Origin of the sequence: Flavobacterium sp. ZE23DGlu08 (assembly GCF_030505335.1) — a bacterium.
GTDB lineage: Bacteria > Bacteroidota > Bacteroidia > Flavobacteriales > Flavobacteriaceae > Flavobacterium > Flavobacterium algoritolerans.
Genome location: NZ_CP130045.1, coordinates 3,254,125 through 3,276,822, shown reverse-complemented (window position 1 = coordinate 3,276,822; position 22,698 = coordinate 3,254,125). Strand labels below are relative to the sequence as shown.

Here is a 22,698-nt window from a genome sequence, read left to right as displayed (position 1 = left end):
ATAAATTAAAAAAATCAAAGCCCTAATTTTTGGACTAATTAATTGAGACATTTGTAAAAATAAAAACACCCAATATGAAAAATATCTTCTTTGCTTTATTAGGATTTCTATTGCTTTCCAATGGCGCATTTGCACAATTGAAAGCAGTAAAGTACACGGATGGAAATCAAAAATTAAATGGTTTGTCAATTGCACCTAAAAAAGGAAGCAAAACTAAACCTGGAATCTTAATCCTTCCCGCTTGGAAAGGAATTGATACGCATTCAAAACAATCTGCAGAAAAATTGTCAAACATGGGCTATTATGCTTTTGTAGCTGATATTTATGGTGAAGGAAACTACCCAACAAACACGCAAGAAGCCGGAAAACAAGCTGGTATTTATAAAAATAATGTAGCTGATTATCAAAGACGCATTCAACTTGCTCTAGACCAATTAGTGAAAGCAGGTGCAAATCCAGATAATATTGTTGTCATAGGTTATTGTTTTGGGGGAACTGGCGTACTTGAAGCTGCAAGAGCAGGAATGAAAATCCAAGGAGCAGTTTCTTTCCATGGTGGTTTAGGACGAGATGCTGCACGAGTAAATAATCCAATTGCTGCAAAAATTTTAGTGCTTCACGGTGCTGATGACCCTTATGTTCCAGCTGCAGAAGTAACTGCTTTTCAACAAGAAATGAGAGATACAAAAGCGGATTGGGAAATGATTTATTACGCTAATTCAGTACATGCTTTTACAGAACCTGAAGCTGGGAATGATAATTCTAAAGGAGCCGCTTACAACGAAAAAGCTGCTAAACGTTCATGGGAACGTATGAATGCTTTCTTAAAAGAAGTTTTGAAATAATTTTTTAAATATATTTTTTAAAAACAGTATAAGTTCGGTTTTTTTGTTAGTTTTATAGATTAAAATGTAACAAAATTCTAGAATTTATACTGTTTTTTTTATGTCAAAAAGTAAAATCAGAAACGACAAAACGTGTCTTAATTGCAGATATGTGGTTGAAAATAGATTCTGCCCTAATTGCGGGCAAGAAAATACTGATACCCGAAAGACGTTTCATCACCTCTTTGTTCATTTTTTTGAGGATTTAACACATTATGAAAACGCTTTTTGGAGAACCATAAAAAATCTTTTATTCAAGCCTTCTGCACTAACTAAAGAATACCTTTCCGGAAAACGATTGTCTTATTTGGCTCCTGTCAGATTGTATATTTTTATAAGTTTTATTACATTTCTATTGATTGCCATTTTTCCTAGTGAAATCAATTCTTCAGAAAAAACTACCGAAAAGGAAGCTATCTTTACCACCAAAAACAAATCATTTCAAAATACTATATCCAAAAATGATTCCGTTAAAAAAAGTAAAACTGATCCAAAAGACGAGGATGAATTGATCAATTTTGGATATGATTCCGTCGAACAATTAGACTCTATTCAAAAGCATGCTCCTGAGTCAGAAAAATTATCTGATTTCAGTTATTGGATGAATAAAAAAATCCAAATCGTTAAAGAAAATAATACCCAAAGCGAAATTATTGAAAAATTCATAAGTTCCTTTACCCATAATTTGCCCAAAGTTCTGTTTGTATTCATGCCAATTTTTGCTTTTTTTCTGTGGCTTTTCCACAACAAGAAACGCTGGTATTACTTTGATCATGGTATTTTTACCTTACATTATTTTTCCTTTTTGTTATTGCTGTTTTTGTTATTATTTCTGATAAACAAAGGATTGACTCCATTTTCAGAACTAGGTCTTGTAACTTTCATACAGGTAATCACTAATTTCGTAGGAATTGGCTGGATGGTTTATTATTTCTTTCCGGCGCACCATCGTTTTTATGGAGAAACCCGCTTTATCTCCTTTCTAAAAAGTAGTTTACTATTTTTCATCAACTTCATATTAATCATTATTATATTATCAATTTTTGCCATTTATACATTTATCAATTTACATTAAAAAACATGAAAAAAATCCCTTTATTAGGTCTAATGGTTGTTTTAACCATGAGCTGTACCACTCAAAAAGTCAGTATAGCAAATACCGACCCTACAAAATATATGAATACAATTACTGCTGACGAATTAAAAACACATCTTTACATTGTCGCTTCGGATGAAATGGAAGGCCGTGAAACAGGATCTGCAGGACAAAAGAAAGCAGGTGTTTACCTCATCGATCAATACAAGAAAAACGCCGTTCCTTTTCCAACTGCCGCTTCTGACTATTACCAAAAAATCCCGGCAGCTTTCTTAAATGCCAAACGCAATGAAAACTTACCGGATTCCGAAAACATTTGGGCCTATATCGAAGGTTCTGAAAAACCAAATGAAGTTCTTGTAATTTCTGCCCATTACGATCACGTAGGTGCAAAAAATGGAGAAATTTACAATGGTGCTGATGATGATGGCTCAGGAACTGTTGCGCTTCTTGAAATTGCACAAGCATTCCAAATCGCTAAAAAAGAAGGTCACGGTCCAAAACGCTCTATCCTGTTTCTTCACGTTACCGGCGAGGAACACGGTTTGCATGGTTCCAGATACTATTCAGAAAACCCTTTGTTTCCATTAGCAAACACCATTACCGACATCAATATTGACATGATAGGCCGTCGTGATGAAGCTCATGCGGGCAGCAACAATTATGTATACGTTATTGGCGCAAACCGCTTATCGACTGATCTAGATAATATTTGTACCATTGCAAACGCTAAATACACTAATTTGGATTTAGATTATAAATACAATGATCCTAAAGATCCAAACCATTTCTATGAGCGTTCTGACCATTACAACTTTGCTAAAAATGGCGTTCCGTCTGTATTCCTTTTCAACGGAGTTCATGCTGATTATCACAAACCAACAGATAGTCCTGACAAAATTGAATACGATGCATTAACAAAAAGAGCCAAATTTGCATTTGTAACCGCTTGGGAACTGGCAAACCGTACCGAAAGACCTATTGTAGATAAAAAATAGATAGAGCATTTGGGCACATTCACGCTTTCGCTAGCGCTACAGCGTGGTCGGGCTATACGTTACAATCTTTATTGTCACGTTAAAAAACGAGACAATAAAGGATTTCCACTGCTATCCCTTGTGCAAACCCCATAAAAAAAGAGCTTCGAAGTAATCCGAAGCTCTTTTTTTTATCATTTAATCAATTAAACCCTTTCGTCAAATTCTATTTTATCAACGCTATCAATTTTATGCAAAGGTTCCTCAAGAGGCAATGTGAAATAAAAAGAAGAACCAATTCCTTCCACACTTTCAACCCATATTTCCCCGTCATTTTTTTCTAAAAATCCTTTCACTAATAACAATCCAATTCCGGCACCTTTGTTATCTTTCCTTGCTTTAGAAAGCGTACTCATTTGTGGGGTAAAAAGTTTGCTTTGCACGTCTTTGGACATTCCAATTCCAGAATCCTTTATCTGAATTAATACTTTTTCAGCTTCAATTTTTGCCAAAACGATAATTTCTCCTCCAGGTAAAGAATGCTTGATAGCATTAGAAATTATATTTTGAAAAACAGAAAGCAACATTTTCCCATCTGCAAAAACACTGATATTAGGTCCTATTTCATTACGGAGATTTATGGAATTCAAAGCAGCTGCGTCATGCAATGATTCAAAAACTTTTTGTGCATAATCAAAAAGCTCAATTTTTGCTGGAGAGAACACTTCCGATGCATATTTTATTCTGGCCCATTCCACTAAATTATCTAGCATGTTTAACTCATCTACTGCCGTTTTATGAAGTAAATCAAGCATTTCTTTTGCCTTTGTGGATTCTAATCGGTCCAGATTTGTTTTCAAATATTCTGCCGTTCCGATAATTCCGGACAACGGACTTCTTAAATCATGAGAAACAATTGCAAGAACATTCTCTTTATGTGTATTAAGGTCTTCCAGTTCTTTTACATATTTCTTTATGGCATCCTCTGATTTCTTTCTCTCAGTCAAATCTCGTAAGATTTTAACATAACCCAACATCTCTCCATCAATTCCAGTAAGTGGAAAAACTAAACCATAAGCATAAAAAATACTTCTGTCCTTACAAATGTGCCATCTGTTATCCGTAGCTCTTCCCTCTACTAATGCAGCTTGAATTTCTGTTTGCGGAATACCATTTTGTATGTCTTCTTCAGTAAAAATAACATCAAAATGCTGTCCTATAATTTCGTCTGGTTCATATCCAAATATTTTGGTTGAACCTGAACTCCAGCTATTAATTACAAATTCATTATCAAGAGTAAAAATTGAATAATCTTGTAAACTATCAATTATTTGGCTATAAAACTCGGCTGTTGGAATGTAATTACTTTTAAGAATTTTAGAATTGATTTTCTCGTTTTCCATTAAATTATGTAAATAATATTTAAAGTTTTGAAAGCTTATTTTAGGTTGATTTAACTATGCAATGCGTCCAAAGATACACAAAAGAAAATACGAAGTATCTAAAACAAATAATATAACCCCTAACAGTAATTTATGTCCGAAAAGTTATATCCTTAATTGGTTTAATCCTAAAATCCCAAAAGACTTCTTCTATTCCACTCTGATACTATTTCCCATTTACAATTTTCAAGCCAATAAAATAGTACCTACTATCCCACGAAACTTTATCCCACAAAAAAAGCCTCGAATTTCTTCGAGGCTTTTGCCTTTTGGGTGGATGACCGGGTTCGAACCGGCGACCCTCGGTACCACAAACCGATGCTCTAACCAGCTGAGCTACAACCACCATTTGCTTAGCGGTGGCAAATATACGACATAAGTTTACTTCTGCAAATATTTTTTTTAAAAAATTACATGAAATTTATATCAAATCTCCTAAGCTATTGACTGCCAAATATCTTTCTACGGTAAAACCTTCCGCATGATCTACTCCTGTAAGCCTTCCTAAATCTCTGGAACGGTAATTCAGGCTTTCCAGAAAGTTTTTACTGGTTATTGGCGACTCTGGTTCATTAGAATTTGCATCGTAAAACTGAGAACCGTATGCTAAAATAGATTCAATTTTTTTATCGGTGAATCCTGTAATGTCAACCACAAAATCCGGTTCTATATTTTTCCACTGTATGTAATGATAGACTAGTTTTGGTCGCCAAGCCGTTTGTTTATGTCCTTCTAATGTAGTTTCAATCTTCATCAATCCGGATAAAAAACAAGCATCAGATACCAATTTACTCCCTTTTGCATGATCAATATGACGATCATCGATTGCATTACACAAAACAATTTCGGGTTGGTACTTGCGAATCATTTTTATGATCTCTAATTGGTGCTTTTCATCATTAACAAAAAAGCCATCTCTCATTTCTAAATTTTCACGCACTGAAACACCTAGGATTTTTGCAGCAGCATTCGCTTCTTGATCTCTGATTTCGGCTGAACCGCGAGTTCCTAATTCGCCACGGGTCAAATCAATAATTCCAACTGTCTTCCCCAAGGAGATTTCTTTTAAAATGGTTCCTGCACAACCCAATTCTACATCATCAGGATGCGCACCAAAAGCAAGTATATCTAATTTCATTTCATTTATTTTTTTTAATATTTAAGCCGTAATGATATTGAAACTACATTCGTTACAATACCTTTTTCATTGTCATTGATTTATTGACGCTTTCCTTCCATTCATGCTCTGGAATACTGTCTTTTGTAATACCACAACCCATATACAAATGCGCTTTTGTCATTGTGGGGTCCGAAGCAATCTTAATTTGCATACATCGTAAGTTTACAAACAAGTCTGTTTTTGATTTTTGAATATCAATTCCTTTTTTATTCAATTCACCTAAAAATCCCGAATAGTATTCTCTGTTATAACCTTCATTTTCAAAAATAAATGCTTTAGCTTTATCTTTAGGAAGTCCACAAACAGCGGGAGTTGGATGCAAAATAGAAACCACTTCTTTTAAATTTGAATTGGCATCTATTATCCCTTCAATATCAGTTTTAATGTGCAACAAATTACCTGCTTTTAATGTATAGGGACTTGAGATTGTCACTTCAGATGTTACACTTTCTAGATTATTCAAAATGAAATCCGTTACAAATTGCTGCTCCTCTTTCTCTTTTTTCTCCCAAACAATATCTGATGAACCTTGAAAAGTTTGCGTTCCCGCCAAAGCCATCGTGTAAAATTTATTTTTATTGGCTTTCAATAATTGCTCTGGCGTAGCGCCCATCCACAAGCCAATTTTTGGATGAAACCAACAATAGGTAAAAGCTGATGGATACGATTGAAGCAATTTTGTAAAAACAGAAACCAAATCAAAATTAGGCACAGCAACGATTTCCTCTCTCGACAAAACCACTTTATTTAAAAGCCCTTTTTTGATGGCATCAACACCTTTTTGAACTAACGTAATAAAATGTTCTTTGGCTTCTTCATTTTCTGTAAACGCAACATCCGAATGGGAACTTTCTTCAAAAGAAGGCAACTCTGCATCCCATTTTACAGATTGTTCTTTTGGCATCAGTATCATTTGATTACCTTCAAAAGGAGCGAAAACAAATCCCATTTCATTGAAATTTTCAGCAAAATACAAGTGGTCATTCTTTTGAAAATAACCAATTAATCTACTTGTATTAGGCTTTCGATATATAACGAAAGGTAAATGTTGCGTTTCTTGTTGCTTTACTTTTATAAAAAAATCAATCATATTCAATTTATTTAAAATATAAATTTCATTAAAACATCAGGTATTCTTATTTGTTGGATTTTTTCAAAACCATATTCGTCAATTTTTCCAGAAGCTGTCTTATGGCTTTAGCCACAATTGCTTCCCTATTTAATCTCTGCTTTTTCTTTTTGGTAAAACCATATTCGTAAGCTTACAAAGTGAGATTAAATTATTGTTTTCATCAGTAATTCGTATTTCCCAAAGATGTATACTTCGGCCCTTGTGGACAATCTTGGCGGTTGCCGTTACAATTCCGTCCCGTTTTGCTTTCAAATGATTGGCTGAAATCTCAATTCCGCGCACTTCGCTTAATTCAGAATTTACATAAAGCATAGAAGCTGCACTGCCCACACTTTCTGCCAAAGCCACAGAAGCACCGCCATGCAACAATCCCATTGGTTGATGTACGGACGGATTCACTGGCATTGTGGCTACTAAAAAATCTTCTCCTGCATCAGTATATTCAATATTCAGAGTTTCCATTAAGGTGTTTTTAGAAATGTGATTGCAATACTGAAGTATTTTTTCTTTGTCGAATGTCATGTTATTAGCTTTTAAAATGTAAAAATAAATAAAAGATAAGTCACAAAACAGTAATTGCAATTGTTATTGTAAATACAAATCTAAAATCGGCTACATTAATATTAGATTTTTCCTATTTTTACAAAAAATCTAACTAAATGCGTCCCATCACATTACTGCTTTTTATTGGAATAGTGCTTTCTGTTTTTTCCTGTCGTTCCGATTTTGAGACCGTAGCAAGTACTGGTGATTTGACATTTTCGAAAGACACCATTTATTTAGATACCGTTTTTACTAACATAGGTTCCAGTACATACCGACTCAAAGTGTACAACAAAAGTAAAAACGACATTACCATTCCAAGCATTAAATTAGGAAAAGGATTGAGCTCAAAATATAGAATGACCGTTGATGGAATGCAGGGAACTGACGGGAAAATTTTCAATAATGTGGATCTTTTAGCCAAAGACAGTTTGTATATTTTCATAGAAACTACTGCTAATATCACTGATGCCAACCCAACTGATTTTTTATACACCGATCAAATTCAGTTTGACAGTGGCGAAAATCTTCAAAATGTGGAACTGGTAACGCTGATTCAAGATGCTGTTTTTCTTTATCCAAAACGTTTTGCTGACGGAACCACAGAAACACTTCCTATTGGAGACGAAAAAATTGATGGATTTTTTCTTGATGAAAACGACCCTGTAAATGGGAATGAATTGCAGTTTACCAATGACAAGCCTTATGTTATTTATGGTTACGCAGCTGTTCCTTCGAATAAAACTGCCACTTTTGAAGCAGGAACCAGAGTTCATTTCCATGCAAATTCCGGGCTTATTGTAGCCAATAATGCCTCAATAAATATCAATGGAACATTATCAACAACGGATAAGCTAGAAAACGAAGTTATTTTTGAAGGCGACCGTTTAGAACCGGATTTTTCAGATGTACCGGGACAATGGGGTACCATTTGGCTTACTGATGGCAGTACAAATAATACATTGAATCACCTCACGATTAAAAATGCAACCATTGGTTTGTTAATTCAAAACAATGATGGCACAACAGTTTCTATCAAAAATACCCAAATCTACAATAGCAGTAACTACGGAATTTTGGCGCAGACAGCAAAAATCAAAGGCGAAAATTTAGTTATCAATAATGCCGGACAAGCCAGTTTAGCGTGTTCTTATGGCGGAAATTATTCGTTTACACATTCCACCTTCAACAATAGCTGGAACAGCTCACAACAAGTGGCGGTTTTGGTAAGCAATTATATTTTGGGAGCAGTTCCGGAAGTGAAAGATTTAACCGCAGCCACATTTAACAATTGTATCATTTATGGGTCGTACTCAAACGAAATGAGTTTAAACAAAAAAACAGGGGCTGCTTTTGAATACCAATTCAACAATTGCCTTATCAAATTTGATAACGTATCCAATCAATTTACGACGAATCCCGATTATCAATTTAATACTGACACCGCACATTACAATGCTATAATTTTGAACAAAGACCCGAAATTTTTCAATACATCACAGAACAAATTCAATATTGACGAAACTTCAGCAGCTTTCGCAAAAGGGAATTCCGCGTATTTGATTCCGCTTGATATTATAGGAAACACGAGAACTTTACCACCAGATTTGGGTGCGTATCAAAACAAAGTTTTTCCAAAATAAACACCATTGCTTTAACTCCAATTCCAATTTTCATTTCTGTTTTCTTCTAAAGTAAGAGTACAACTACTTTCCTTAAAATGTTAATAATTATGTTAAGAAAATCTTAATTAACTTCATAATTTCTTAACATAACCCATCATAAAAGTTATAAATTTGCGCGTCTTCAGTATTTTAAGATTTGAAAATCAAGTTTTTAAAAACTGAAACTAACCCCAATAACCAAAACAAATTTAAATTATGAAAAAAATCTACTCTGCCTTATTATTACTGTTTGTCACAGCTACAATAGCCCAAATACCAAGTGGCTATTACAACACCGCCTCGGGAACTGGCTACACCTTGAAAACACAATTATACAACATCATCAAAGGACATACGGATAACGGATATGCAGGTTTATATACCATATATCAGACATCCGACAGGGATTATTACTTTGAAAATGACGCCACAATTTTAGACATGTATTCTGAAAATCCAACCGGAACAGATCCTTATAATTACTCCGCAGGAACTACACAAAGATGTGGAACCTATAGCGTAGAGGGCGATTGTTACAATAGAGAGCACATTATTCCGCAATCTGTATTTAGTGAACAATCACCAATGGTTTCGGATGCGCATTTCATCACACCAACTGATGGGAAAGTAAATGGACAACGTTCTAATTATCCACACGGACCGGTAACTTCTCCTACTTGGACTTCATTAAACGGAGGTAAACTTGGAGCAAGTACAACTTCTGGTTACTCTGGACCTATTTTTGAACCTATCAACGAATTCAAAGGTGATATTGCACGTATGTATTTCTATTTTGCCACACGTTACGAAAATACTGTTGCTGGTTATTCTTATGCAATGTTTAATGGTACCAGCAATCAAGTTTTCACTACTGCTTTTTTAAACCTATTGATCACTTGGCACAATCAAGATCCAGTTAGTACTCGAGAAATCGCTCGTAACAATGCTATTTATACGGCTCAAAACAATAGAAATCCATACATTGACCATCCAGAATATGTACAGTCGATTTGGAACCCAACCGCTGATGCACAAGCCCCTACTACTCCAACTAATTTAGTAGCTAGCGGAACAACATCAAACTCCGTTTCATTAAGCTGGACGGCTTCAACTGACAATATTGGAGTGACTGGATATAATGTATACATGAACAGCGCTTTAAAAACAACAGTAACCGGAACAACAACTACTATCACTGGATTAACAGCTTCAACAGCCTATTCGTTTTATATTGTTGCCAAAGATGCAGCAGGAAATTCTTCGACTTCAAGTAACGTAGTTAATGCTACAACTGCTGCCGGAACATCAATTACGTATTGTGCTTCTCAAGGAAACAGTACTGCCGATGAAAAAATAGGAAAAGTTGTTTTTGGTTCTATAAATAACACCTCTACAGGAACTGCAGGTTATGAAAATTTCACGGCATTAACTACTAATGCAACTTCTGGAACGGCAAATACCATTACCATTACACCGTCATGGACAGGCTCTGTTTACAGCGAAGGATATGCGGTTTGGATTGATTATAACAAAAACGGATTATTTACAGATGCAGGAGAATTAGTTTGGTCGAAAGCCACTTCAACAACAACTCCGGCAACAGGAACAATCACGATACCAGTTTCGGCTGCATTAGGAACAACGAGAATGAGAGTTTCAATGAAATACAATGCCATTCCAACTTCTTGTGAAGCGATCCCATATGGCCAAGTAGAGGATTATACGGTAAATATAGTTGCCGGAACTGCAGATACAACTGCTCCATCAGCACCTACAGCTTTGACAGCATCAGGAACAACCCAAACCACCACAACTTTATCTTGGACTGCTGCAACGGACAATGTTGGAGTAACCGGATACAACGTATATAGAGGAACTACATTATTAGGTACCGTTTCAACGACAACGTATAATGTAACTGGATTAACTGCTGCAACAGCCTATACTTTTTCAGTAAAAGCTAAGGATGCAGCCGGAAATATTTCAGCTTCAAGCAATGTTGTCAATGTTACTACAACTAGCGGTGGCTCCACTGCAACCGATTTATTATTTTCTGAATATATTGAAGGTTCGTCAAACAATAAAGCGTTGGAAATTTCAAATGCAACAGGCGGAGCGATTAATTTATCGATTTACAGTATCAAAAAACAAACCAACGGTGCCGGTGCTTGGAGTACTGGACTAGCCTTAACCGGAACGCTGAATAACGGAAGTAAATTCACCATTGTAAATAGTTTGATGGCATCCACTTGTTATCCTATAAGTTCGGCTAATCTTTCTACATCAGCAACTGAAATGGCTTTTAATGGAAATGATGCTGTAGGTTTATTCAAAAATGGAGTCCTAATTGACATCATTGGAACTTTTAACGGTGGAACAGCAAACTTTGCAGCTGACGAAACAATCAGAAGAAAAGCAACCGTTACGTCTCCAACGACCACTTTCAATAAAACAGCACAATGGGATTCTTACACTTCAGACACCTGTAACAATTTAGGAAGTCGTATGGTTGAAAAAACACCAAAAACCAGTGTTGCTCTTGACATAAATGATATTGCTATCTATCCAAATCCATCTAATGGAAATTTTTCTATCAACAATTCGAATAAAATATATGCTATCGAAATTTATTCTATAATTGGTCAGAAAATTTTTGGAGAAGAAAACAGTACCAAATCAGAAATTACGCTGCCAAATATTGCAAAAGGAACGTACTTAGTTCGAGTTACCATCGATTCAAATTCGGTCATCAAGAAATTAATAATCAACTAATTAAGAAAGCGGCAAATTGCCGCTTTTTTTTTACCCAAAATTTAATCTTAATTGACTAAATTTGCACCGCAATACAACAAACTACATAACAATGATCCATTTCTTTGAAAACCAAAGCAAAACTGTTTTTGCCGTACATACGCAAAACGAAATTTCGGCTCAAGACATTTCAAAACTTAACTGGCTTTTTGCCGATTCAAATAAAATAGAAAAATCCGTACTGACGGATTTTTTTGTTGGTCCTCGCGCCACAATGATAACGCCGTGGAGCACTAATGCTGTGGAAATCACTCAAAACATGGGGATTTCCGGAATCATTAGAATCGAAGAATTTCAGAAAGCAACAGCTGATTTTTCTGATTTTGACCCGATGCTTTCGCAAAAATACGCTGAGTTAAATCAAGATATTTTCACTATCAACGTGCTTCCGGAAGCCATTTTGGACATCGATGATATTGCTGCTTACAATGCAAAAGAAGGATTGTCTTTAAGTCCGGATGAAGTGGAATATTTAGATAATCTAGCGATTAAATTAGGACGAAAACTAACAGATTCTGAGATTTTTGGTTTTTCACAAGCCAATTCAGAACACTGTCGTCACAAGATTTTCAACGGAAAATTTATAATTGACGGAGAAGAAAAAGAATCTTCTTTATTCAAATTAATCAAGAAAACATCTCAGGAAAACCCGAACGATATTGTTTCGGCTTATAAAGACAACGTTGCTTTTGTAAAAGGGCCTCGTGTACAACAATTTGCACCAAAAAGTGCTGATAAGCCTGATTTTTATGAAGTAAAAGAATTTGATTCGGTTATTTCATTAAAAGCAGAAACGCATAATTTCCCAACAACAGTAGAACCTTTCAACGGAGCTGCAACTGGTTCTGGAGGAGAAATTCGCGACCGTTTAGCAGGTGGACAAGGTTCGTTGCCAATGGCTGGAACGGCAGTTTATATGACTTCATATTCTCGTTTAGCCGAAAACAGACCGTGGGAAAACGGTATGACCGAAAGAAAATGGTTGTATCAAACCCCAATGGATATTTTGATCAAAGCCTCTAACGGAGCTTCTGATTTTGGAAATAAATTTGGACAACCGTTAATTACAGGTTCTATCCTGACTTTCGAACACGAAGAAGACGCTCGCAAACTAGGTTTCGACAAAGTGATTATGCAAGCGGGTGGAATTGGGTACGGAAAATTAGACCAAGCGATTAAGAAAAAACCACAAACAGGCGATAAAATTGTCATCCTTGGTGGGGAAAATTATAGAATTGGAATGGGTGGAGCTGCAGTTTCTTCAGCAGATACAGGTGCTTTTAGTTCAGGAATTGAATTGAATGCCATCCAACGTTCGAACCCAGAAATGCAAAAACGTGCTGCCAATGCCATTCGTGGTTTGGTAGAAAGCGATATCAATCCAATTGTCTCTATTCACGATCACGGTGCTGGCGGACATTTAAACTGTCTTTCGGAATTAGTGGAAGATACTGGTGGATTAATTGATTTAGACAAATTGCCTGTGGGAGATCCTACCCTTTCGGCAAAAGAAATAATTGGTAACGAATCTCAGGAAAGAATGGGATTGGTTATTGGTAAGGAAAACATCGATTTATTGCAAAAAATTGCCGACCGTGAGCGTTCTCCAATGTACCAAGTGGGAGACGTAACCGGAGATCACCGTTTTACTTTCGAATCAAAATCAACTGGAGCTAAACCAATGGATTTTGCCTTGGAAGACTTTTTTGGAAGTTCTCCAAAAGTGGTCATGACAGACAAAACAATCGAAAGAAATTATACTGATTTAACATACGACAAGAAAAACATTTCAACCTACTTAGAGCAAGTACTTCAACTGGAAGCAGTGGCTTGTAAAGACTGGTTGACCAACAAAGTAGACCGTTGTGTGGGTGGTAAAGTTGCCAAACAACAATGTGCGGGTCCATTACAATTGCCATTGAATAATTGTGGTGTAATGGCTTTGGATTACCAAGGAATAGAAGGAATTGCCACTTCGATTGGTCACTCTCCTGTAGCAGCATTAATTGATCCAATTGCGGGAAGTAGAACTGCTATTGCAGAGGCATTGTCTAACATTGTTTGGGCGCCAATAAAAGATGGTTTAGCTGGACTTTCATTGTCAGCTAACTGGATGTGGGCTTGTAAAAACGAAGGGGAAGACGCTCGTTTGTATGCAGCTGTACAAGGTTGTTCGGATTTTGCAATCGAATTAGGAATCAATATTCCAACAGGGAAAGATTCACTTTCCATGAAACAAAAATATCCAAATGAAGAAGTAATCGCACCGGGAACGGTAATTATTTCGGCAGGTGGAAATTGTACGGATATTAGAAAAGTAGTTGAACCTGTGTTACAAGGAGACGGCGGTTCTATTTATTATATCAATTTATCGCAAGATGATTTCAAATTAGGTGGTTCTTCGTTTGCACAAACCTTGAATACTATTGGAAATGAAGTGCCAACGATTAAAGACGCTGCATTTTTCAAAAGAGCTTTCAATACCATTCAAGAATTAATTTTAGACAACAATATCCTTGCAGGACACGACATTGGAAGTGGTGGTTTGATCACAACTTTATTGGAAATGTGTTTTGCCGACGTGAATTTAGGAGCGAAAATAGATTTCTCTGTTTTCGAAGAAAAAGACATCATCAAATACCTTTTTGCTGAAAATATTGGAATTGTTTTCCAAGCAAAATCAGATGCTGAAGTGGAATCTAAATTAAACGCCAATACCGTTTCTTTCTACAAATTAGGAAGCGCTACAAATGAAGCGACTTTAGATTTTGGTCCTTGTACATTAGACATTGCTAAATACAGAGATGTTTGGTACAAAACCTCCTTCTTATTAGACCAAAAACAATCGAAGAACGGAACAGCTCAAGCGCGTTTTGACAATTATAAAAACCAAGCCTTACACTATACTTTTCCAACACATTTTACAGGAAAAAAACCAGTAATCGATACTTCTAAGCCAAAACCAAAAGCAGCTATTATCCGTGAAAAAGGAAGTAACTCCGAGCGTGAAATGGCAAATGCCATGTACTTAGCTGGATTTGATGTAAAAGACGTTCACATGACCGATTTGATTTCAGGTCGTGAGACTTTGGAAGATATTCAGTTCATTGGAGCTGTTGGTGGATTCTCCAATTCAGATGTATTGGGTTCTGCCAAAGGTTGGGCGGGAGCATTTTTATACAATGAAAAAGCAAAAACAGCTTTAGACAATTTCTTCAAAAGAGACGACACATTGTCTGTTGGAATTTGTAATGGTTGTCAATTGTTTATGGAATTGGAAGTGATTAATCCAGAGCATGAAGTACACGGAAAAATGTTGCACAACGAAAGTAACAAACACGAAAGTATTTTTACATCGGTAACGGTACAGGAAAACAATTCGGTGATGCTTTCTTCATTAGCAGGAAGTACACTTGGAGTTTGGGTTTCGCATGGTGAAGGAAAATTCAACTTGCCAATGGGCGAAGAAAATTATAACATTGTTTCTAAATATGCCTATGAAGGCTATCCTGCTAATCCAAACGGTTCTCATTTTGACGTGGCGATGCTTTGCGACAAAACAGGACGTCACTTGGTTATGATGCCACACATTGAGCGTTCTACGTTCCAATGGAACTGGGCACATTATCCAAAAGACAGAGACGATGAAGTTTCGCCTTGGCATGAAGCTTTTGTCAATGCCAGAAAATGGATGGATAAAAAATAATTATATTTTTATAGATTTTAAAAAAGCGTTCCTGAAAAAGAGCGCTTTTTTTATGGAATGAATTTAAAAGCCATTTTGATGATTTGTAAGATAATAATTAAAGTGTATATTTGAAAGTAATACGCTACCCAGTAGCGCCTATATACAAGTTAGTGATAATTTTAAAGAAGATTCGATTTCAAATCAAGTTATAAAATGAAAGATAAAATAGTAGATTCTTTGAAAATTGCACAACCAATAAAAGTTAAAATAATTGAAGAAAGTGACAAAATTGATTGGAATATTTGGTTTCTTTTTATTGCAGTACTGTCTCTAATTTCCGCCGTTCTAATTCCTTTTGCACAAAAAAAGTATGAAGAAAGTAAAAGTAAATATGCATTTCATCTTTACGTCAAAAAGAAAATTGGAATTGTTTTTAATTTACTTACTTATGATCATTTTTCATACAAGCAACCTAAAAATGCGGATGATTTAGATGATTTAAGCTTAACTTTTGACAAAGTAATTTACCGCTTTGAAGAGGATTACAACAAACATAAGAATACAATCCATCCCCTATTCGCATTTGGTATTTTATTAAATTTTCAAAACCTTCTTTTCACTACTAAGAGAATTCAATATGCTTTAAACGCAATTGACTTGAATAATCTTGACGAAAAATCTTTAGAATTTGGAGATAAACTTTCTAAAAAAGAGCATACAAAACTTACTGCCGTATTTTTATTATTGGAACATTATTATACAATTACAACTTTTCACGATAAATTTGATTCTCTACAGTCGGTTAAAAGAGAAATTAAGGACAAACAATGGATTGGCTTAAAAGTCGAAAATTCCGTATTGAAAAATCAAAATTTAATTCTTCAGGATTTGGCATTTATCAGAGAAAATGAGATTAGTTTAGAAGAAATTCTGAAAATAAATAAATTACTAATTCAAGAACTAAAATCATATTTTAATTTTGAAAAATTGGAGAAGAAAAAACGTAAAAACAATTGAGAGAAAAACTATCACTAACAGCCACTACAACGGATTTGGGCATTAGGCTTAATGGAAAAATGGTCTTGTATTTGGGATGATTTGGCAAATCCGAGAATAGGGATTAATTTAGTCCCAAACCCGCTGTAGTGCCAAGACGTTTCCTTCCATTTTAAACCGATGGGAAGAGTATCAAATCAAGATAATGAAGAAAAATATAATAGTTTTAGTTTTTTTATTTGTAAGCTACATTGGAAAGACTCAATATATTCCAAATGACAATCTCGACAAATTAGTTTCAAATTTTACCAAAGAACTTATTGAAAAGAAAATTGACACAATTTGTATCTATGAAAGCTATAGTGTTGGTTCTGAAATCACATTTGACATTTCTGAATTAAATGAAAGAGAAAAACAAGAATTGTGTAGAGATGAATTAATCAATCAACCAGTTTTTGTATTTTGGAAAGAAAAAGGTAAAACATTTCTAAACAAAATAAATAGTTGTTTTGAATATTCGGCAATTGAAATTTTAGAAGATGAATTGTGGAAAATTTACTTTGAAAACACAAATGCTATTGAAAAAGAAAAAGTAAAGAATTTCGAATATGAATCCTTCATAAATGGAAAAAAAATATCAAGTCCAATATTTAGAGATCATTCATATCACCAAAACTTTAAGTTTATCGTAAACAATAAAATCGTTGAGAAATATTTTGATAATTTTAAATTACAAAATGAAACTGATAATTTTAAGGACAAGAGATTATACAACATCAATTACAACCATAATACCAATTTAAAAAGTAAAAAAATTATTGATATTCTTGAAAATGATATACGAAATATTAAAAGAAATCAATATTTAATTATGAAGAAACGATAATTAAAAAGGCAGGTAACAGCTACTACAATGGATTTGGGCAATTGGCTCAATGGAAAGTTGGTTTTGTATTTGGGATGATTTGCTTCGCCTGTTCGCTATCGCATTCTATGATGAAAAACAAGTAAAAATTGTTAAAACTACGATGCAAATTTATACGTGTTTATATATGAAGTTTCTCTGTTAATGACAGCAAAAACCCTGCTTATAAGTTTGCATCTAATATTGTTTAAAACAAGCATAGAATTTTTTCCTTCAGCCTTTTTCTTATTGTAATATTCTTTTAATTGAGGATCATACTTCAATGTGGTCATAGCGCACATTTGCAGCAAGGATTTTATTTTTTTATCAGCCATATGATTTACTTTAGTCCTGCCTTTTATACTAGAGCCGGAGCTGCATTCAAATGGGGCAACTCCAGAATAACAGGCAAATTGTCTCCAATTTTTAAAAGCCGTAAATCCTTTTGTGGCAATGATTAAATATATGCTGGTTTGTTCCCCTATTCCAGGAATGGTTCTGATGAGTTGAGTCTGTTTGTTCAACTGAGCATTTGCTTTGATGATTTCTTTCATCTTGGTTTCTATTTTGCGGATAGCATTTCTAATGGTTTTGGTTAAACTTTGATTGATTGATGATACTTCCTTGAAAACTTCTTTACTTGCAAAACCCTTATTTTCCTTAGTTGTTTCTAAAAGCAATAATGATTTAAGCATTTTTTCTCTTTCGGTATACAGAATTTTTAGTTTTTGAATGTCTATAGCTGTCAAAGTAAAAAGTTTGAGTTTGTCAATATTTCTATAGCTGTAATAGGCAATATCTTTAGCGTCTGATTTATCGGTTTTTCCTCTTGAAATCCCCTTTGATCTTTTTATTTCAACGGCTGGGACAATCCATAAATCTAACTTTAAATCCATTGAAGCAGACGAAAGATGATTGGTATAAACCCCTGTGTTTTCACAACAAAAAAGAGTTTGATTTATGTCAATCTTCTTGCTTAGATTTTTGACAAACAGACTAATGCTTTTTATGTTGTTTTCAACAACAAAATGTTCCGATTTCAAAGAAGAAACATCAAGAATAGTGATATCTAATTTTAGTTTTGAAATATCAATACCCACATAAAATAAATAGTTTTTCATAACTTTGGATTTAGGATAAACAAAAATGTTGAACTTCTTTAGAGCCTTTATTAGACCTTGATGTCTATCATTCTATTTGAAGCAATTCAACGGGTTCAAGGAGAAGGCAGAGGACTAATGCGATAGTTAAGTCTTAAGCTTAGCTCGGGTGAAAGTTCACCTCTGCTTTCCTTTGAATAAATTTAATGTTTTTTACTCTAACACAAAGTAAAGGCTCGGGTGGCAAATCCGAATAATGGGCTTAATTTAATCCCAAACTGCGTGTAGCGCGGGAACGTCAGGCTGTGAAAAAACCTCTTTTTTGCGTTAAAATCTTCAATTTTTCCTTTTCTACAATCCAAAAGAAAGCCTTTTAAGAAAGGTCTTTTTTAGGCTGCTAATTTTAAACTGGAAAAAAAGAACTCTAAATTCAGCTTTAAATAACTCGTTTTTAGCAAAAACAAGACTTTTGCCTTGTAGGGTGAGTTCCATTTTTTGAGTTTGGCAATCAAATCGGGAACGCCTAGGATATTGATACTGCGTTTGATGTTATACACCAGCATAATCAGGCTGTGTTCTCCGTTTACTTTTTCTAATCCCGTTAAGTTGGTATGGTTATAGCCCCATTGTCGTTTGATGGTGCCAAAAATATGTTCATTAATTTCTTGCCTCATGCGGTACAACTGCGCATTTGCATGGTAACGCTTGTTGTTTTCTTCTACGGCATCGGCATATTGGCTTCGGTCGATTTCTCTGCCTGCAGCTCTACTTGTACATAAATGCTTTACGGGACATTCTTTGCATTTTGGGGTTCGGTATTTTTTAAAATTATAACTGTCTTTATCTGTAGTTTTCTTATGCCAACTGCCTGTAGTTTTTAGTGTTTCGCCTTGTGGGCAAGTATAAGTATCGGTGTCGTGATCGTATTGAAATTGGGCTACCAAATAAGCCTTGGTCGTACCGTTTTCGTTACTTTTTCCTTGTTCAGGCTGTGCTACAATGGTAGTTATGTTGGCTTGTTTGCAGATTTCTATTTGTTTGCCATTATGGTAACCTTTATCGACCAATGCAGTATAGGTTTCGATACCCAGATTCTCTTTGGCTTCTATGGCAATAGCTGACAAAGCACTGCGATCATTCTTATTGATGGTGTGCGTGGCTACAACAAGATTATTTTTAGCATCGACTGCGGCTTGAACATTAAACGAAATTTCAACTACTTGTCCTTGAACTAGTAATGCTCTGGCATCACTGTCAGTTGTGCTTATTTGAGGCTCGCCACTTGCTTTTAGTTTTTCTTCCAGTTGCTCATAACGCAATTTGTTCCCTTTCAATCGGTCTAACTTTTGTTGGATATTTTGGATTATAGCTGGATTATCTTTGCCGTCATTTTCTTCCAAGGTATCCAAGTATTCTTGGGTCTTAGCTTCAATATAAGCTAAGTGTTTGTCTATTTTCTTTTGGTTAAAATTGGCTTTCTTACTATTGTGCGCGCGACTTTTGGTGCCATCAATAGCTATAGTTTCACCGCCTATTAAGTCAGAATCTTTTAAAAAGAGAACATAGAGTTTGAATAATTTTTTCAAAGCAATAGGATTGTCTTTTCTAAAATCTGAGATGCTGTGGTAATTGGGACGAATATCCTCTAAAAGCCATTGCATTTCGATGTTTCTCAAACATTCCTTTTCTAGATCACGGCCACTTCTGATTCCGTTGAGATAACCGTATAAATACATCTTTAGAAATACTTTACTATTGAAACTTGGGCGACCTTCGGTCTTGAGCGTTTTTACAGCAAAATCGAGTTTAGAGAGGTCAATATATTCGACAAAGGCATCTATAAATCGCACCTGATTATCGGGACTTATAGTGTCTTCTAAACTTGAAAAACGCATTTGTTGACGGGAAATACCTGTGATATGTTGCATTCTTAAAAATACGAAAAATCTTCTTTTTATACTAGTATTTTGTTATATTTGATGATAATACAACGGAGGTTTTTTCACAGACTGACGTTAGCGGTAATACTAAAAAAACTGATACGAGAATGAATCCGAAACTAAGAAACATCATTTTTAAAACCTTTGCGATAACGTTGTTACTATTTATTTCGTGTTCATCTTCGAATACAAAAAGTTCGGTGGAAGACAAACCTTGTAATGAAAATTTAGCCTTCAAAAAAGTTTACTTTGAAAATATTCAGAATATTGAAAATTTGGAAACTAAAAGTCAAAATGAATCATTTCATAAATCACTGAAGTTTATCTCAAAATATGCGAAAGTTAATTTTGAATCTATGGCGAATTATGCCCGAACTTATCCTTATGGAATATTTGAAGAAGATAAAGCAGGCTGGTTAAAATGGTATGAAGAAAATAAGTGTAATAATATTCAATTCAAAGATTAAGGTACTAAGACGTACTACTGCTAACAGCCGTTTCTCGCAATTGCGAATTTTGTGGTATGTTCACCTTAACGTTTCGCAAGAAATATTATCTTAGTGGAAAATAATTCGTTCCGAAGTTCGCAACTGACGAGAAGCGGCGGAACGTCAGGCTGTGAAAAAACCTCTTTTTTGCGTTAAAATCTTCAATTTTTCCTTTTCTACAATCCAAAAGAAAGCCTTTTAAGAAAGGTCTTTTTTAGGCTGCTAATTTTAAACTGGAAAAAAAGAACTCTAAATTCAGCTTTAAATAACTCGTTTTTAGCAAAAACAAGACTTTTGCCTTGTAGGGTGAGTTCCATTTTTTGAGTTTGGCAATCAAATCGGGAACGCCTAGGATATTGATACTGCGTTTGATGTTATACACCAGCATAATCAGGCTGTGTTCTCCGTTTACTTTTTCTAATCCCGTTAAGTTGGTATGGTTATAGCCCCATTGTCGTTTGATGGTGCCAAAAATATGTTCATTAATTTCTTGCCTCATGCGGTACAACTGCGCATTTGCATGGTAACGCTTGTTGTTTTCTTCTACGGCATCGGCATATTGGCTTCGGTCGATTTCTCTGCCTGCAGCTCTACTTGTACATAAATGCTTTACGGGACATTCTTTGCATTTTGGGGTTCGGTATTTTTTAAAATTATAACTGTCTTTATCTGTAGTTTTCTTATGCCAACTGCCTGTAGTTTTTAGTGTTTCGCCTTGTGGGCAAGTATAAGTATCGGTGTCGTGATCGTATTGAAATTGGGCTACCAAATAAGCCTTGGTCGTACCGTTTTCGTTACTTTTTCCTTGTTCAGGCTGTGCTACAATGGTAGTTATGTTGGCTTGTTTGCAGATTTCTATTTGTTTGCCATTATGGTAACCTTTATCGACCAATGCAGTATAGGTTTCGATACCCAGATTCTCTTTGGCTTCTATGGCAATAGCTGACAAAGCACTGCGATCATTCTTATTGATGGTGTGCGTGGCTACAACAAGATTATTTTTAGCATCGACTGCGGCTTGAACATTAAACGAAATTTCAACTACTTGTCCTTGAACTAGTAATGCTCTGGCATCACTGTCAGTTGTGCTTATTTGAGGCTCGCCACTTGCTTTTAGTTTTTCTTCCAGTTGCTCATAACGCAATTTGTTCCCTTTCAATCGGTCTAACTTTTGTTGGATATTTTGGATTATAGCTGGATTATCTTTGCCGTCATTTTCTTCCAAGGTATCCAAGTATTCTTGGGTCTTAGCTTCAATATAAGCTAAGTGTTTGTCTATTTTCTTTTGGTTAAAATTGGCTTTCTTACTATTGTGCGCGCGACTTTTGGTGCCATCAATAGCTATAGTTTCACCGCCTATTAAGTCAGAATCTTTTAAAAAGAGAACATAGAGTTTGAATAATTTTTTCAAAGCAATAGGATTGTCTTTTCTAAAATCTGAGATGCTGTGGTAATTGGGACGAATATCCTCTAAAAGCCATTGCATTTCGATGTTTCTCAAACATTCCTTTTCTAGATCACGGCCACTTCTGATTCCGTTGAGATAACCGTATAAATACATCTTTAGAAATACTTTACTATTGAAACTTGGGCGACCTTCGGTCTTGAGCGTTTTTACAGCAAAATCGAGTTTAGAGAGGTCAATATATTCGACAAAGGCATCTATAAATCGCACCTGATTATCGGGACTTATAGTGTCTTCTAAACTTGAAAAACGCATTTGTTGACGGGAAATACCTGTGATATGTTGCATTCTTAAAAATACGAAAAATCTTCTTTTTATACTAGTATTTTGTTATATTTGATGATAATACAACGGAGGTTTTTTCACAGACTGACGTTATGCAACATTA

Annotated in this window: 16 protein-coding genes and 1 tRNA gene; 9 read left to right on the top strand and 8 right to left on the bottom strand. The window is 35.1% G+C overall.

Annotated elements, in window-relative coordinates; genetic code table 11:
• Window positions 1–74 precede the first annotated feature (74 nt).
• From Q1W72_RS14360 to Q1W72_RS14350, 3 genes are all read left to right on the top strand, one after another.
• Window positions 75–845: a dienelactone hydrolase family protein gene (locus Q1W72_RS14360; RefSeq protein WP_121342441.1), complete on the top strand. Its 771-nt coding sequence runs from the start codon at window positions 75–77 to the stop codon at window positions 843–845.
• Between the two features lie 100 nt (window positions 846–945).
• On the top strand, window positions 946–1,959 hold the full coding sequence (locus Q1W72_RS14355; RefSeq protein WP_099714923.1) for a DUF3667 domain-containing protein: 1,014 nt from the start codon (window positions 946–948) through the stop codon (window positions 1,957–1,959).
• Window positions 1,960–1,964: 5 nt separating this feature from the next.
• Entirely contained in the window at window positions 1,965–2,978 is a 1,014-nt protein-coding gene (locus tag Q1W72_RS14350) for a M28 family metallopeptidase (RefSeq protein ID WP_282744437.1), read from the top strand.
• A 185-nt stretch (window positions 2,979–3,163) separates the two neighbouring features.
• On the opposite strand, the gene Q1W72_RS14345 is transcribed toward Q1W72_RS14350, so the two are convergent.
• The 5 genes from Q1W72_RS14345 to Q1W72_RS14325 form a co-directional block, all read right to left on the bottom strand.
• Window positions 3,164–4,360 (bottom strand): PAS domain-containing sensor histidine kinase, encoded by a 1,197-nt coding sequence (locus tag Q1W72_RS14345; RefSeq protein WP_099714919.1) that lies wholly within the window; start codon window positions 4,358–4,360, stop codon window positions 3,164–3,166.
• A 311-nt stretch (window positions 4,361–4,671) separates the two neighbouring features.
• Window positions 4,672–4,745 (bottom strand) — tRNA-His (locus tag Q1W72_RS14340).
• 75 nt (window positions 4,746–4,820) lie between these two features.
• Window positions 4,821–5,537 (bottom strand): bacillithiol biosynthesis deacetylase BshB1, encoded by a 717-nt coding sequence (gene bshB1, locus Q1W72_RS14335; RefSeq protein ID WP_302135985.1) that lies wholly within the window; start codon window positions 5,535–5,537, stop codon window positions 4,821–4,823.
• 52 nt (window positions 5,538–5,589) lie between these two features.
• Window positions 5,590–6,669, bottom strand: coding sequence for an isochorismate synthase (locus tag Q1W72_RS14330; RefSeq protein ID WP_302135983.1), 1,080 nt, complete (start codon window positions 6,667–6,669; stop codon window positions 5,590–5,592).
• A 129-nt stretch (window positions 6,670–6,798) separates the two neighbouring features.
• Window positions 6,799–7,233 carry a PaaI family thioesterase gene (locus Q1W72_RS14325; protein WP_302135982.1) on the bottom strand — a complete coding sequence of 145 codons (435 nt, stop codon included), beginning with the start codon at window positions 7,231–7,233 and terminating at the stop codon, window positions 6,799–6,801.
• A gap of 137 nt (window positions 7,234–7,370) precedes the next feature.
• Between Q1W72_RS14325 and Q1W72_RS14320 the strand changes: the two genes are divergently transcribed.
• From Q1W72_RS14320 to Q1W72_RS14295, 5 genes are all read left to right on the top strand, one after another.
• The gene (locus tag Q1W72_RS14320) at window positions 7,371–8,897 is read left to right on the top strand and encodes a hypothetical protein (RefSeq protein WP_302135980.1); all 1,527 of its coding nucleotides are present in this window, start codon (window positions 7,371–7,373) and stop codon (window positions 8,895–8,897) included.
• 237 nt (window positions 8,898–9,134) lie between these two features.
• Entirely contained in the window at window positions 9,135–11,690 is a 2,556-nt protein-coding gene (locus Q1W72_RS17050; RefSeq protein WP_367881665.1) for an endonuclease, read from the top strand.
• 91 nt (window positions 11,691–11,781) lie between these two features.
• Window positions 11,782–15,435 carry a phosphoribosylformylglycinamidine synthase gene (gene purL / locus Q1W72_RS14305; protein WP_302135978.1) on the top strand — a complete coding sequence of 1,218 codons (3,654 nt, stop codon included), beginning with the start codon at window positions 11,782–11,784 and terminating at the stop codon, window positions 15,433–15,435.
• Between the two features lie 195 nt (window positions 15,436–15,630).
• Entirely contained in the window at window positions 15,631–16,434 is an 804-nt protein-coding gene (locus tag Q1W72_RS14300) for a hypothetical protein (protein ID WP_302135976.1), read from the top strand.
• 184 nt (window positions 16,435–16,618) lie between these two features.
• On the top strand, window positions 16,619–17,299 hold the full coding sequence (locus Q1W72_RS14295; RefSeq protein WP_302135974.1) for a hypothetical protein: 681 nt from the start codon (window positions 16,619–16,621) through the stop codon (window positions 17,297–17,299).
• Between the two features lie 137 nt (window positions 17,300–17,436).
• Here Q1W72_RS14295 and Q1W72_RS14290 read toward each other — a convergent pair whose 3' ends face one another.
• Window positions 17,437–18,438, bottom strand: a complete 1,002-nt coding sequence (locus Q1W72_RS14290; RefSeq protein WP_099714043.1) for a transposase — start codon at window positions 18,436–18,438, stop codon at window positions 17,437–17,439.
• 368 nt (window positions 18,439–18,806) lie between these two features.
• Window positions 18,807–20,345, bottom strand: a complete 1,539-nt coding sequence (locus Q1W72_RS14285; protein ID WP_302135917.1) for an IS1182 family transposase — start codon at window positions 20,343–20,345, stop codon at window positions 18,807–18,809.
• Window positions 20,346–20,464: 119 nt separating this feature from the next.
• Between Q1W72_RS14285 and Q1W72_RS14280 the strand changes: the two genes are divergently transcribed.
• Window positions 20,465–20,824 (top strand): hypothetical protein, encoded by a 360-nt coding sequence (locus tag Q1W72_RS14280; RefSeq protein ID WP_302135972.1) that lies wholly within the window; start codon window positions 20,465–20,467, stop codon window positions 20,822–20,824.
• A gap of 235 nt (window positions 20,825–21,059) precedes the next feature.
• On the opposite strand, the gene Q1W72_RS14275 is transcribed toward Q1W72_RS14280, so the two are convergent.
• Window positions 21,060–22,598 carry an IS1182 family transposase gene (locus Q1W72_RS14275; RefSeq protein ID WP_302135917.1) on the bottom strand — a complete coding sequence of 513 codons (1,539 nt, stop codon included), beginning with the start codon at window positions 22,596–22,598 and terminating at the stop codon, window positions 21,060–21,062.
• Between the last annotated feature and the right edge of the window lie 100 nt (window positions 22,599–22,698).